Annotated in this window: 13 protein-coding genes; 4 read left to right on the top strand and 9 right to left on the bottom strand. The window is 29.8% G+C overall.

The features are described from left to right. Window positions 1-18 precede the first annotated feature (18 nt). From AMN80_RS00115 to holA, 4 genes are read left to right on the top strand one after another with little or no spacing between them, the layout of a single operon-like run. Window positions 19-588, top strand: a complete 570-nt coding sequence (locus tag AMN80_RS00115; protein ID WP_075520018.1) for a DUF3576 domain-containing protein — start codon at window positions 19-21, stop codon at window positions 586-588. 29 nt (window positions 589-617) lie between these two features. Then, window positions 618-3,161 carry a leucine--tRNA ligase gene (leuS, locus tag AMN80_RS00110; RefSeq protein WP_075520001.1) on the top strand — a complete coding sequence of 848 codons (2,544 nt, stop codon included), beginning with the start codon at window positions 618-620 and terminating at the stop codon, window positions 3,159-3,161. Next, window positions 3,158-3,613: a hypothetical protein gene (locus AMN80_RS00105; protein ID WP_075520000.1), complete on the top strand. Its 456-nt coding sequence runs from the start codon at window positions 3,158-3,160 to the stop codon at window positions 3,611-3,613. The genes leuS and AMN80_RS00105 overlap by 4 nt, the downstream gene beginning before the upstream one ends. Then, a complete protein-coding gene (gene holA / locus AMN80_RS00100) occupies window positions 3,610-4,620 on the top strand; it encodes a DNA polymerase III subunit delta (protein WP_075519999.1) in 1,011 nt (336 codons plus the stop codon). The genes AMN80_RS00105 and holA overlap by 4 nt, the downstream gene beginning before the upstream one ends. Here the strand turns inward: holA and AMN80_RS00095 are convergent. The 9 genes from AMN80_RS00095 to AMN80_RS00055 form a co-directional block, all read right to left on the bottom strand. Next, window positions 4,592-5,434: a ParB/RepB/Spo0J family partition protein gene (locus tag AMN80_RS00095; RefSeq protein WP_075519998.1), complete on the bottom strand. Its 843-nt coding sequence runs from the start codon at window positions 5,432-5,434 to the stop codon at window positions 4,592-4,594. The genes holA and AMN80_RS00095 overlap by 29 nt on opposite strands. Next, complete coding sequence (locus AMN80_RS00090; RefSeq protein WP_075519997.1) at window positions 5,431-6,231, bottom strand: ParA family protein; 801 nt, start codon at window positions 6,229-6,231, stop codon at window positions 5,431-5,433. Before AMN80_RS00090 ends, AMN80_RS00095 begins: the two co-directional genes overlap by 4 nt. Beyond that, window positions 6,228-6,863 (bottom strand): 16S rRNA (guanine(527)-N(7))-methyltransferase RsmG, encoded by a 636-nt coding sequence (rsmG, locus tag AMN80_RS00085; RefSeq protein WP_082256510.1) that lies wholly within the window; start codon window positions 6,861-6,863, stop codon window positions 6,228-6,230. Before rsmG ends, AMN80_RS00090 begins: the two co-directional genes overlap by 4 nt. After that, window positions 6,860-8,731 carry a tRNA uridine-5-carboxymethylaminomethyl(34) synthesis enzyme MnmG gene (gene mnmG / locus AMN80_RS00080; RefSeq protein ID WP_075519996.1) on the bottom strand — a complete coding sequence of 624 codons (1,872 nt, stop codon included), beginning with the start codon at window positions 8,729-8,731 and terminating at the stop codon, window positions 6,860-6,862. Before mnmG ends, rsmG begins: the two co-directional genes overlap by 4 nt. A 95-nt stretch (window positions 8,732-8,826) precedes the next feature. Next, window positions 8,827-10,158: a tRNA uridine-5-carboxymethylaminomethyl(34) synthesis GTPase MnmE gene (gene mnmE / locus AMN80_RS00075; protein WP_075519995.1), complete on the bottom strand. Its 1,332-nt coding sequence runs from the start codon at window positions 10,156-10,158 to the stop codon at window positions 8,827-8,829. Between the two features lie 68 nt (window positions 10,159-10,226). After that, on the bottom strand, window positions 10,227-11,498 hold the full coding sequence (gene rho, locus AMN80_RS00070; RefSeq protein ID WP_075519994.1) for a transcription termination factor Rho: 1,272 nt from the start codon (window positions 11,496-11,498) through the stop codon (window positions 10,227-10,229). A 59-nt stretch (window positions 11,499-11,557) separates the two neighbouring features. Continuing rightward, on the bottom strand, window positions 11,558-11,992 hold the full coding sequence (hemJ, locus tag AMN80_RS00065) for a protoporphyrinogen oxidase HemJ (protein WP_075519993.1): 435 nt from the start codon (window positions 11,990-11,992) through the stop codon (window positions 11,558-11,560). Then, window positions 11,992-12,990, bottom strand: a complete 999-nt coding sequence (hemH, locus tag AMN80_RS00060; protein WP_075519992.1) for a ferrochelatase — start codon at window positions 12,988-12,990, stop codon at window positions 11,992-11,994. The genes hemJ and hemH overlap by 1 nt, the downstream gene beginning before the upstream one ends. Further along, on the bottom strand, window positions 12,987-13,742 hold a 756-nt coding region (locus AMN80_RS00055; protein ID WP_075519991.1), incomplete at its 5' end, for a uroporphyrinogen decarboxylase family protein. The genes AMN80_RS00055 and hemH, both read right to left, overlap by 4 nt.

Genomic DNA, 13,742 nt, shown 5'->3' with positions numbered 1-13,742 from the left:
TCTTTAAACCGATTTTTTATGATTAAATTTAAGTTCTTAAATATATTTTTGAGTTTTATAATTCTAGTAAGTCTTAATTCATGTGGAATTTATAAAAGAGCCGACGTTAAAGATGTTCCTGTTAACGTTGATGATAGAACAAGAAAAAATATTCAAGAGGGAAGAGGTATAAGATTTGGAAAAGGCGCAACAAGAGGTGGGGATTTTGATTTTGCTTCATCCAATCCATTATGGAGGGCATCAATAGAAATATTTGATTTTGTACCTTTGACAAATGCAAGTTATTCAGGCGGAATAATTATTACAGATTGGTTCTCAGCTGAAAACAAAGATTCTGAGAGCACAAGAGATCTCAAAATAACTGTAAAATTTCTGACTAATGAAATAAGAGCAGATGCTGTAGAAGTGATACTTTTTGAAAAAATTTGCAAAAATAATGATTGTAGTACTAATAAAATTAAATCCAAATTGGAGAAAGAAATCAAACTTGCAATTTTAAAAAAAGCAACTTTGATGGAGAAAGAAGGTTTCAGTAAATACTACGAAGAAAAAGGGAAAAATAAAGCCAAAACGCTTCGTAGCCCTTAACAGATGTTTATTATTTTTGAATAAATTTTGTGGAAAGATATAATTTTAAAATAGTCGAAGAAAAGTGGCAAAAATTCTGGCATAAAAATAATTTTTTTAAAACAGATTTAGATAAAAATAAAAAGAAATTTTATTGTCTTGAAATGTTTCCATATCCATCTGGTAAAATTCACATGGGGCATGTTAGAAACTATACAATTGGAGATGTGCTGGCTAGGTATAAAAGACTTCAAAATTATAATGTTCTTCACCCTATGGGATGGGACTCTTTTGGGATGCCGGCAGAAAACGCCGCAAAAGAGAATAACTTAGATCCTAAGGGTTGGACAGAAAAGAATATATCTGTAATGAAATCACAATTGAAAAAATTAGGACTATCAATAGACTGGGATAGAGAGATTTCTACATGTTCTCCAGATTACTATAAACACCAACAGCTATTTTTTTTAGAACTCTACGATAAAGGATTAGTTTACAAGAAAGAAAACTATGTAAATTGGGACCCTATAGATCAAACAGTGCTAGCAAATGAACAAGTAATTGATGGCAAAGGATGGAGGTCAGGCGCAACTGTTGAGAGAAAAAAATTAAGTCAATGGTTTTTTAGGATTTCGAAATTTTCAGATGAACTGTTATTAGGTCTAGATAAACTTGATAAATGGCCAAACAAAGTGAAAGTCATGCAAAAAAATTGGATTGGAAAATCTTATGGATGTGAAATTGACTTTAAAATTGAGGGAAACAAATCAATAAAGAATATCAAATGTTTCACTACTCGACCTGATACATTATTTGGTTTTTCATTTTTAGGGATTTCAGCAGATCACCCTATTTCAAAATTTTATGAGAAAGATGAAGAGTTTCAAAAATTTAAACAAGACTGTTCTAAAACAGGAACTACAGAAGAGTCCATTGCTCAGGCAGAAAAAATTGGATTTAAGACTGATTTAATTGCAGTAAACCCTTTTGATAAAAATATAAAAGTTCCAGTTTATTTTGCGAACTTTGTATTAATGGATTATGGTTTTGGTGCAGTTTTCGGATGTCCGGCTCACGATCAGAGAGATTTTGAATTTGCAAAAAAATACAATTTACCGATAAAAACTGTTGTAAAACCAAAAAATTTTAAGGGTAACTTTAAGGTAAATGAAGAAGCTTATGTTGGGGATGGTGTAATGATTAATTCATCATTTTTAGATGGATTAAATTCTCCAAGTGATGCGATTTCTAAAGCTATTGAAGAGATTGAGGAGAGGAAATCTGGAAAGAAAAAAATTAATTTTAGGCTAAAAGATTGGGGCATTTCTAGACAAAGATATTGGGGTTGTCCAATACCTATTGCTTATGACGACCAAGGAAATTATATACGTGTGCCTGAGGATCAGCTGCCAATTAAATTACCAGAAAATATAAATCTTAAAACTAAGGGAAATCCTTTAGATCACCAAGAAGAATGGAAAACAATTAAAATTGAGGATAAAAACTACAAATTAGAAACAGACACACTTGATACTTTTGTGGATTCATCTTGGTATTACCTTCGTTTTTGTTCTCCAACCAATGAAAAATATGGATACGATATTGATGAAATTAAATATTGGATGCCTGTAGATCAATATATTGGTGGAGTTGAGCATGCAATTTTGCACTTGCTCTACTCAAGATTTTTTATGTTAGCTCTTAATTATCAAAATAAAGAGTTTATTAGTAAGGAACCTTTTGAAGGATTATTTACACAAGGTATGGTTTGTCATGAAACTTATAAAGGTGAAAATAACAATTGGTTAAGTCCCGATGAAGTATTTTCTGAAGATGGAAAAAATTTTTTTACAAATGATAATAAAAAAGCAAAAGTTATTGTTGGACCATCAGAGTCAATGTCAAAATCGAAAAAGAACGTTATTGATCCAGAAAAAATTATTGAAAACTATGGAGCAGATGCTGTGAGACTTTTTATTCTGTCTGACAGTCCTCCAGAGAAGGATATACAATGGTCAGAACAAGGGATGGTTGCATCTTACAAATTTATTAATAAATTTTGGATTCTTCATAATAAGATTTTAGAAAAACTAAAACTGAATAAAAAAGGTTTGGATCACAATGAACTTGATATTTTTACAAATAAATTAATTCAAAAAATCACATTTAATTTAGAAAAATTTAATTATAATGTAATTGTCGCTAACATATATGAAACATACAATTTCTTGATTAAAGAAATAGAGAAAGATTACAAAGCTGAAGTTCTAAAAGAAAATTATTTAAAAATCTTAACCTTAATAATGCCTGTAATGCCTCATATAATTTCTGAAGCAGTAAAAGATTTAAATCATACAAAAAAAATTGAATGGCCTAAAGCAGATGCAAAATACTTGGAAGAAAAATTTGTAAATATTGTTATTCAAATAAATGGCAAGAAAAAATCACTTATTAAAATAAAAAAAGATTTAAAAGACAGCGAAGTTATTAACAAAATAAAGAAAGATGAAAAAATATCAAATATTTTAAGTGATAAAAATCTATTAAAGCATATTATAGTAAAAAACAGATTAGTTAACTTTATTGTAAAATGAAAAAAATATTATTAATTTTTCCTTTATTATTAATAATTAGTTGCGGATACACACCATTATATTCATCGAAGGACAGTAATTATAAAGTAATAAGTTTTAAAAAAAATATTAATAATAATCTTACAAACTATATTGAGAATAGTATAAGTGTACTCTCTAATGAAAATGCAAATAAAAGTTTAAATATTATTTTTGATTTTAAAGAAGATATTTCAGTTATTTTAAAAGACTCCAAAGGAAATCCATCAAGAAATAGGTTAAAAATAAACATAGATTTATCTCTTTTGGATGAAAATCAGAAATTAATTTCCTCAAAAAACTTTGAAGAGAACTTCGAGTATAATGTTAATGATAATAAATTTAATTTAAGACAATACGAAAAAAATCTAAAACAAAACTTAGTAGAGGAAATTACTAAACAAATACTACTATATTTAGCTAATGTTAAATGATTATAAAAAGCTTTGAAATAGATAAAAAAAAAATTTCAGAATTTAAGGTCTTTCTAATTTATGGTGAAAATGAAGGTTTAAAAAAAGAGATAATTAATAAAATTAAAAAAAATCACAGCGGAAAAGAAGTAAAATATGATGAGACTCAGGTCTTAAAAAATACAACTGAATTTTATAATCAAATTAAAAATAATTCATTATTTGAAGAAAAAAAAATTTTTTTACTCGAAAGATGTACAGACAAAATATCAGAAACAGTCATGGAAATATGTGAAGATGTTACAGAAGACCTAATAATAATTAATTGCGGTTTGCTTGAAAAAAAATCTAAACTAAGAAAAAATATTGAAGATTCAAAAAAAGCTGTAATAATACCAACTTACAAAGACAATTCTCAATCTTTAATAAATATTGCAAATACTTTCTTCAAAGAAAAAAAAATAAACATCTCCCATGAGACATTAAATTTATTGGTCAACAGATGTAATGGTGACAGGGGATTTCTTAAGCTAGAACTAGAAAAAATATCAAATTATTTGTCAGATAAAAGAATTATATCCCTAAAGGAAATCTCTACACTAACTAATTTATCTGAAAATTACAGTGCTTCAGAATTAGTTGATGCATCTCTAAGTAAGAATGTGAAAAAAACCTGTCAAATGTTGGTCGAAAACAATTACTCTAATGAGGATACATTTTTGATTTTAAGAGTATTTCTACAAAAAACAAAAAAAATATTAAGTCTTTTAGAAAATCTTCATACTGAAAAAAGCATAGAAAGAGTAATATCAAAATATAAACCTGCAATATTTTGGAAAGATAAACCTATTATTGAAAAACAACTTAAAATCTGGTCTTTAGAAGCAGTAAAAAACTTAATTTACAAAATAAATGATATAGAAACGAAAATTAAAAAGGATAATTCGTTAGGTTTAATTTTGATGAAAAATTTTATTTACGAGATAATAAGCAAAAAAACTAGTAACTCTTCTTTATTGACTCAATAATCCTATTTAATTGGTCTAATTCTTTATAATTAAAAATTATTGAGCCTTTATTATTTTTTTTGTTTTTTATCTCTACATTCATGCCAATTATTTCCATCAAGTTTTGCTCTAGTATCTTAATGTTCGGATCTTTGTTTCTGGAAAATAGTTTTCTAGGTGTTTTATATGTTCTAACAAGATTTTCAGTTTGTCTTACTGATAATCTTTTTGAAATGATTTTTTTTGAGATTAATAAACAATTTTCTAAACCAACCAAAATTTTTGCATGACCTGGCGAAATTTTATTTTCTTTGACAAGATTGCTTACTTCTTGGGGTAAAGTAAGTAACCTCAAAGAATTAGCTATATGGCTTCTGCTCTTACCAATAAATTTAGCAACTTGTTCCTGATCGTAAGAAAATTCATCAATTAATCTTTTGTAACCCTCGGCTTCCTCTATTGCATTTAAATCATGTCTTTGAACATTTTCAACTATTCCAAATTCCAATGCTTTTTTATCGTCAGCATCTATGACTACAATTGGAACTTCATGAAGTCCTGCCTTCTGTGCAGCAAGCCATCTTCTTTCGCCTGCTATAATTTCGTACTTACTGTTACCATCGGCGACTCTTACTATTATTGGCTGAATAATACCTCTCGATTTAATGGAGTCAGTCAATTCATTCAAACTGCTTTCATTAAAGCTTTTTCTTGGTTGATATTTATTTCTTTTAAGATCGCTAACATTAGCTTTTGTACGGGTAGATACTTTGCCCTCTCCTATTAAAGAGGACAATCCTCTTCCTAATCCTTTTTTATTTTTAAAGTTGATCATGCTGCAGACTCAAAACTCTCTTCTTGAGCTAAAAACTCTTCTGTAAAATTTATATAGGACTTGCTACCAGGACAAGACTTGTCATAAAATATCACTGGCATTCCATGTGAAGGTGCCTCTGATAATCTTACATTTCTTGGAACAACATTTTTATAAACTTTTTGTTTAAAATAATTTCTTGCCTCAATCTCAACCTCCCCAGAAAGTTTATTTCTCTTGTCGTACATTGTTAAAAGAATGCCTCTAATTAATAAATCTGGGTTCAGTCCTATTTTAATTCTGTCAATTGTTTTTATTAGTTGAGTTATGCCTTCTAAGGCAAAAAATTCTGTTTGGAGTGGCACTAAAAGTGAGTGAGAAGCTACTAAGGCCATTACAGTCAACAAATTAAGGGATGGGGGGCAGTCTATAAGCACATAATCATATGAGCCGCTAGAATTGTTTAAATATGCGGCTAATCTCTCCTTCAAAATATAAGCTCTTCTGACATCATCAGCAGTTTCAACCTCTAGACCGGATAAATCCACATTTGAAGTGATGATATCGAGGTTAGAAAATTTTGTTTTTGAAATTGCATGTTCAATTAGTTTTGTGCCAGTTAATATCTTGTAAATTGAATTAGATGTTTGGTCTGCATTAGACAATCCAAGACCTGTTGTGGCATTGCCTTGAGGATCAAGATCAATTACTAAAATTTTTTTTTTTTTTAGAGAAAGCCCAGCCGCCAAATTAATTACAGTTGTAGTTTTGCCAACTCCGCCCTTTTGATTTATTATTGAAATAATTTTTTCTTTCATAATTTTTTTAAATTACTTATTTTTACGATCACAGAATTTATATCTGTTAAACTTTCTATGATTTCATAATCAAACATCCATAAATTTAAACATTCATTAATCATCCTTTTTCCACTTTTGCCTAAAAAAAGTATTAGTCTGTTATAATGAACAAAATTCTTTTCTATTAATTCTAAAATTGTTTGAAGAGGCTTAAATGCTCTAGCTACTATTATATCTGCTTCTAAGTTCTTCTCTTGAAAAATGTTTTTTTGTTTTACATCGGCATTTAATTTAAAATGCCTTATCATTTTTCTTAAGAAATTACTTTTCTTTTGACTTTTTTCATAAAGGTAAAACTTAATTTTAGATCCTTTTTCCTTAAATATAATTGCTAAAACAATACCAGGTAGGCCTGGTCCAGATCCTAAATCTATGCATGATTTAGTATTATTATCAATAATATCAATGATTTGAGCTGAATCTATTATATGTCTTTTGATTGATTCTTTCTCTGTTGATTTGCTAATAAGATTAATTTTTTTGTTCTCGCTCAATAATAAAGACCTGAATTCCTCTAAAGCAGGAAATGTTTCACGTGAAACGTTTAATGTTTCTAATTGAGAATATTTTTTTAGAATTGATTCGATCAAGCTATATGCTTAATAGACTTTCTTTTTAGATGTGACAATAGAATAAATACAGCTGCAGGAGTAATTCCATCTATTCTCAGAGCCTGACCCATTGTTTTTGGCCTAATTTGCTTAAATTTAGACTTAACTTCGTTGGACAGACCTGAAAAACTGTCATAATTAATATCAGATGGTATTTGAAGACTTTCGTCTCTTTTAAAGGCTAAAATATCAGCATTTTGTTTCTTCATGTAACCTTTATAATGAGCATTAATTTCAACCTGCTCCACAATTTCACTGCTATAATCACCTATTTCAGGCCAAATATCCCTGATTTTACTGAATTTTACCCCTTTTTGAGCTAAGACAGAGTTTGCTGACCTAAAAACTCCATCTTTTGCGATTTTAACTCCGTGTTTTTCTGCCTCTGACGGTGATATCATCAATTCATCCATTTTTTTATTCAGTTTTTCCAATTTTATTGATTTATCCTCAAACAATTTCTTCCTTTCTGATTTAACTAAATTAAATTTAATACCAATGGGGGTCAGTCTTAAATCAGCGTTATCGCATCTTAAGGATAGTCTGTATTCGGCTCTTGAGGTAAACATCCTATAAGGCTCGGCAACTCCCTTTGTAACTAAATCGTCTATCATCACCCCTATATATGCTTGAGACCTATCGAGAATTAATGGTTCTTTATTCATGACTGACAATGCTGCATTTGCTCCTGCAATTAAACCTTGAGCTGCAGCTTCTTCATAGCCAGTTGTGCCATTGATTTGACCAGCTAGGTAAAAATTTTTTATCTTCTTTGTCTCTAATGTTAAAAAAAGTTCCCTTGGATCAACATAATCATACTCTATTGCGTACCCTGGTCTTAATATTTTAACATTTTCTAAACCATTGATATTACTGCATATTTCTTGCTGCAGTTCAGCTGGAAGTGAGGTTGAAATTCCGTTTGGATACACCGTCTTGTCCTCAAGTCCCTCGGGTTCTAAGAATATTTGATGTCTTATTTTATCCTTAAATTTAAAAATTTTGTCTTCTATTGAAGGACAGTATCTTGGTCCTGCGCCCTTTATGCTACCAGAATACACTGCACTTCGTTTAATATTTTTAGAAATTAGATTATGGACTTTTTCATTGGTGTAAGTAATTCCGCAACTAATTTGTTTGTTAATATTTTTTTTTGTCAAGAAAGAGAAAAAAGATACTTCTTCATCTGGATGTTGTACCTCTAAATTCGAATAATTAATCGTACTACCATCTAACCTAGGTGGCGTCCCTGTTTTTAATCTTCCAATTTTAAAATTGTATTTTTGTAACTGTTCACTTAGACCATAAGTAGGCTGTTCATTATATCTCCCTGCAGGAGTTCTTTTATCACCTATATGTATCACTCCATTTAAAAAAGTCCCTGTCGTAAGTATTACCTTATTAGAGTGAATTTCTTTTCCAGAAGAAGTTAATATCCCATTTATAATGTTTTTATGAAATAAGAATCCCTTTACAGAGTCTGAAAAAATTCTTAAATTACAGTAGTTTACAAGTTTTTCTTGCATGTATTTTTTATATAATGATCTATCACTTTGCGTACGTGGCCCTCTAACAGCTGGCCCTCTACTTCTATTTAATAGCTTAAATTGAATGCCAGACTTGTCAGCGACATCTCCCATAACACCGTCTAGTGCATCTATTTCTCTAACTAAATGGCCTTTACCTAGACCACCTATTGCTGGATTACATGACATTTCACCAATAGAAGATTTATCATTAGTAAACAGAGCCGTATTTACACCTAGTCTTGCGGATGCCGCTGCTGCTTCGCAGCCTGCATGGCCTCCACCGATTACTATAACATCAAAATGTTTATTATTTTTCATTAGTTAAATTTATATTTGAAATCTTTTTTTACAAGACTATCTTAAATTTTATTAATTTATTGTAAAATAAGCTAATAAAGCAGATAAATAGGGGTTTATTTACCTATACAGAAATCATTGAAAATACTCGATAAAATCTCTTCAACATCAACTTTTCCAACAACCTTGCCTAAAGTTCTTACAGCAACTCTTAAGTCCTCAGTGGCTTTATCGAAATCTTCGTTCATATTTTTATTTTTGAAATCTTGTAAAGAAAGAATACAATTATTTAGCTCAATCCTGTGGCGTTCTCTTGTAATAAAAACATCTGTACTTGTATATAAAGATTTTTTTAAAATGAATTTAATTTCTGATATTACTTTATCAATGTTCGTTTCTTTAAGAACAGAAATATAAAAAGGATTATATTTTTTTAATTGTTCTGGAACTTTAAAATCGTATAGATCTGTTTTATTAACCAATAAAAGAGAGCTTTTATCGAATAAATCATTCAAAAAACCAAAGAATTCAACATTTTTAGGCTCTATTATTACTATTCTTAGGTCAGCCTCCTCTGCTTTCTTAAACGCTAATTTTATACCTTCTTTCTCTATTATATCTTTTGATGCCCTAATACCTGCAGTATCTGAAATTATAACTGGATATCCATCAAAGTTTAAATGAGTTTCTAAAACATCCCTAGTTGTGCCAGCTATTTCAGAAACAATTGAAACATCTCTTTTCGAAAAGTAATTCATTAAACTTGATTTCCCTGAATTTGGTGGACCGACAATAGCAATTTTGAAACCGGTCCTAATTTTCTCACCAACTTTATTGTCATTAAGAATTTTTTTTATTTCTATTTCTATATTTTCGACTTCATTTTTTATATTTTCAGTCACAATTTCAGGGATATCTTCGTCAGGAAAGTCAATTTTAGCTTCCATAGTCCCTAAAATTTTAATAATTTTTTCTCTAATATCTTGAAATTTTAAAAAACTTTTTCCTCTTATAATACTTTGAGCTTGGTCAATCTGAATTTGTGTTTCTGCAGCTATTAAATCCCCGATTGCTTCTGCTTTTAATAAGTTTATTTTACCGTTAACGAAGGCTATCTTAGTAAACTCTCCTGCTTCTGCCATTCTACATTTTTTTGTACTCAAAAGGTTGTTTTGTATTTCTGTAATTACACCTCTGCTGCCATGAACATGAAGTTCAGCCATATCCTCGCCTGTATAGCTATTTGGTGCAGGTAACCATAAAATTATACCTTCATCTATTAAGCTAGAATTGTTGATATTGTTTATTTTTAGAAGCTTCGCTTTTCTAGGGGGTGGTAAATCTTTATTTGTAATTGATTTGATAATATTACCTGTTTCTGGGCCTGATATTCTAATTACAGCCACCCCTGATTGTCCTGGTGCTGAGGATAGTGCAAAAATTGTCATTTCTTTAGTATATAATGTGAATTACTAAAGAACATAAATAATTTTTAGATTTAATGTGAAAATCCAGCTTAAGCTGGCTTGTTCATTGAATTAAAAAATTCTGTATTAGATTTCGTTGCTTTTAACTTGGAGTTTATAAACTCAATAGCATCCATTGATCCCATTGGGGCAATTATTCTTCTTAAAACGTTCATTTTTTGAAGGTCGTTTTTATCAAATAATAATTCTTCTCTTCTTGTTCCAGATTTAGTTATATCTATTGCTGGATAAATTCTTTTTTCTGAAATCTTTCTATCAAGTATTGTTTCACTATTTCCTGTTCCTTTAAATTCTTCAAAAATTACCTCGTCCATTCTGCTTCCAGTATCAATTAAAGCAGTAGCTATAATTGTTAATGACCCTCCCTCTTCAATATTTCTCGCTGCACCAAAAAATCTTTTTGGTCTTTGAAGGGCATTAGCATCAACACCACCTGTTAAAACTTTACCTGAGCTTGGCACAACTGCGTTGTAAGCTCTCCCTAAACGAGTAATGGAATCCAGCAATATAATTACATCTTTTTTGTGCTCTGTTAGTCTTTTAGCTTTTTCGATTACCATTTCTGCTACAGCAACGTGTCTTTGAGCTGGTTCATCGAAAGTAGAACTTATGACCTCTCCTTTGACTGTTCTTTGCATGTCAGTGACTTCCTCTGGCCTTTCATCAATCAGCAATACCATTAAGGAACACTCGGGATGGTTCGCTGTTATTGAGTTTGCAATACTTTGGAGTATCATAGTTTTGCCTGCCTTTGGTGGTGAAATAATTAAGGATCTTTGTCCTTTACCAATGGGGCTTACTAGATCAATTAATCTTGACGTTAAATCAGGTTTTTTCTCCGTTTTGTTATTTTCCACTTCCATAACTAATTGTTTATTTGGATACAAAGGTGTTAAGTTATCAAAAGCAATTTTGTGTCTAGATTTCATTGGATCTTCATTGTTTATTTTGCTGACATGTAGTAATGCAAAATATCTCTCTCCTTCTTTAGGAGCTCTTACAGGGCCCTCCACAGTATCTCCAGTTCTAAGACCAAATTTTCTTATTTGGCTTGGACTAACGTATATATCATCTGCGCCGGGTAAATAATTTGACTCTAAAGCTCTTAGGAACCCAAAGCCATCTTGCAATAGTTGTAAAACACCCATACCGGTTATCTCCTCACCTTTTTCAGCAAGTTTTTTAAGTATAGCAAATAAGATTTCTTGTTTTCTTAAGGTACTAGCGTTTTCTATTCCAAGCTCTTCCGCTTGCGTAATAAGCTGTGCTGGGGGATTTTTTTTGAGTTCTTCGATATTCATGTTAAGGGAATTTTTATTAAGATTTAGGTAATATAAACATTATTATAAATTTTTCAACCCTACATGGGCTTTAAAATCGCTAAAAAGACTATTAATATTAGTAAAATTGTAGGAATTTCATTAATTACTCTAAAAAATTTAGGACTGTTATTATTCATATCCTGATTAAACGACCTCAAGCAGTGTCCAAGATAAAAATGATAGACTGTTAAAATAATCACAGCGATAATTTTTATTAAAAACCATTTAGCTTTTAATAATTCTGTTCCTTGAAAATGAATAATTGATACTCCAAAAATCCAGGATAATAACATTGCTGGATACATAATATAAAAATATAGGCGTCTTTCCATTATTTTAAAAACTCCAGATATGTCGTTGTTTAATTTATTTTCTGAATGATATACAAAAATTCTTGGTAAATATAAAAGTCCCACCATCCAAGAAATAACTGCTATTAAATGTAACGATTTTAAAATTAAATAGATATTCATTATTTTACCAAATAAGCATCCACTAAGTTTTTAAGTAAATTTATGTGGTCTTCATTGTCGTTTAAACATGGTATTAGATCAAAATTTTCACCACCCGCATCAATAAAAGATTCTTTCCCCTGTATTGCTATTTCTTCTAATGTTTCTACACAATCTGAGGCAAAGCCGGGGCAAATAACTAATATATTTTTTTTACCTTGTTTTGGAATTTCTTCTAAAGTCTTGTCTGTATAGGGCGTTAGCCATTCCTGTGGGCCAAACCTTGATTGAAATGTTGTCATAATATCAATACTGTTAAATTTTTCTTTTAAAAGCCTCGTAGTTTTCATGCAATAGCAATGATATGGATCACCATTATCAAAATATTTTTTTGGTATTCCGTGGTAAGATGCAACAATTAAGTCTGGTTTCCAATTAATTTCGGAGATCTTTTTTTTTATAGAATTTATTATTGCGTCTATATAAAGTGGGTTTTCCTCATAATGAGATACAATTTGAATGCTTGGCTGCCATCTCAATTTCATTAAAGATCTAAATACTTCATCACAAACTGTTGCGGTTGTGGGTGATGCATATTGGGGATACAGAGGTAATATTATTAAATTTTCGCAACCTTTTTCCCTAAGATCTTTTATTTTTACATTAATACTTGGTGATCCATATCTCATCGCAAAGTCAACTATTAGGTCTTCCGTGTTAAATTTCTTTGACAATTTTTGAGTTTGCATCATCGTATAATATCTAAGCGGAGACATGTTTTTATCTTTCATCCAAATTTCTTTATAAGCTTTTGCAGTTTTAGAAGGTCTAAATGTTAATATAAAAAGATTTAATATTATTTGCCAAAGGAAAGGGTTTACTTCTATTACTCTTCTATCAGATAAAAATTCTTTTAAATACTTCCTTATATCCCACCAACCAGTACTATCAGGGGTACCAAGATTAATTAATAAAACCCCTGTTTTACCATAATTTATTTTTGGGTGATCTTTATTCATGAGTAATTTTTAACTAATTTAACTAAATAATCTACCATACCTGGATCAGTATTTGGCAACACTCCGTGGCCAAGATTAAAAATATATGATTTGTCCCTGAATATATCTAAATATTTTTTAACATTTATTTTCAATTCATCTTTATCGCCAATTAAGAAATTAGGGTTTAATCCTCCTTGAACTGTTATATCTATGCTGTTCGAGATTTTTTTTGGTTCTACATCATAATCTATACTAATAACATCTGGTTTTACTAAACTAACATAACTTTTGTAATCATTAATTCCTTTAGGAAAACATATGACCGGTGTGTTTTTAGACTTCACAAAGTTAACTAAATCTTTAGTGGGATTATATATGTATTTATCGTAATCATTTTCTTTTAAGAGTCCGGCCCAACTATCAAATATTTGAATGATTGTCGCTCCACTATCGATTTGATTTTTAATATGAATTTTAAGAAACTTAACAATAACTTCTAATAAATCTTCAATAAATTTTTGATCTCTTAGTTTGTAACTGAAATCTTCATTTTTAGGAGATTTTTGGTTTAACATATAAATAAGAATTGTCCAAGGTGCTCCAACAAATCCTATTAGATCTTTATTTTTTAATTCTATCTTATCTTTTGTTTTTTTTATGGCGTTATAAACAGGTTTTAATTTATCTGTAAATTGCATTTCGCTTATATTTGACATTTTATTAAAATTTATTTCCCCTAATGATGGTCCAAAATCTTTTTTAAATTTTAC

The organism is Candidatus Pelagibacter communis (assembly GCF_001179985.1).
In the GTDB taxonomy this organism is placed as follows: Bacteria; Pseudomonadota; Alphaproteobacteria; order Pelagibacterales; family Pelagibacteraceae; genus Pelagibacter; species Pelagibacter ubique_J.
The sequence above is the reverse complement of the archived record's forward strand: the minus strand, read 5'-3'. Positions and strand labels throughout refer to the sequence as shown.

Coding starts and splice junctions, on each gene's coding strand:
- rho (WP_075519994.1), bottom strand. CDS start 11,498: ATGAATATCGAAGAACTCAAAAAAAATCCCCCAGCACAGCTTATTACG.
- holA (WP_075519999.1), top strand. CDS start 3,610: ATGATTATAAAAAGCTTTGAAATAGATAAAAAAAAAATTTCAGAATTT.
- AMN80_RS00095 (WP_075519998.1), bottom strand. CDS start 5,434: ATGATCAACTTTAAAAATAAAAAAGGATTAGGAAGAGGATTGTCCTCT.
- AMN80_RS00105 (WP_075520000.1), top strand. CDS start 3,158: ATGAAAAAAATATTATTAATTTTTCCTTTATTATTAATAATTAGTTGC.
- hemJ (WP_075519993.1), bottom strand. CDS start 11,992: ATGAATATCTATTTAATTTTAAAATCGTTACATTTAATAGCAGTTATT.
- mnmG (WP_075519996.1), bottom strand. CDS start 8,731: ATGAAAAATAATAAACATTTTGATGTTATAGTAATCGGTGGAGGCCAT.
- AMN80_RS00115 (WP_075520018.1), top strand. CDS start 19: ATGATTAAATTTAAGTTCTTAAATATATTTTTGAGTTTTATAATTCTA.
- hemH (WP_075519992.1), bottom strand. CDS start 12,990: ATGAATAAAGATCACCCAAAAATAAATTATGGTAAAACAGGGGTTTTA.
- mnmE (WP_075519995.1), bottom strand. CDS start 10,158: ATGACAATTTTTGCACTATCCTCAGCACCAGGACAATCAGGGGTGGCT.
- AMN80_RS00090 (WP_075519997.1), bottom strand. CDS start 6,231: ATGAAAGAAAAAATTATTTCAATAATAAATCAAAAGGGCGGAGTTGGC.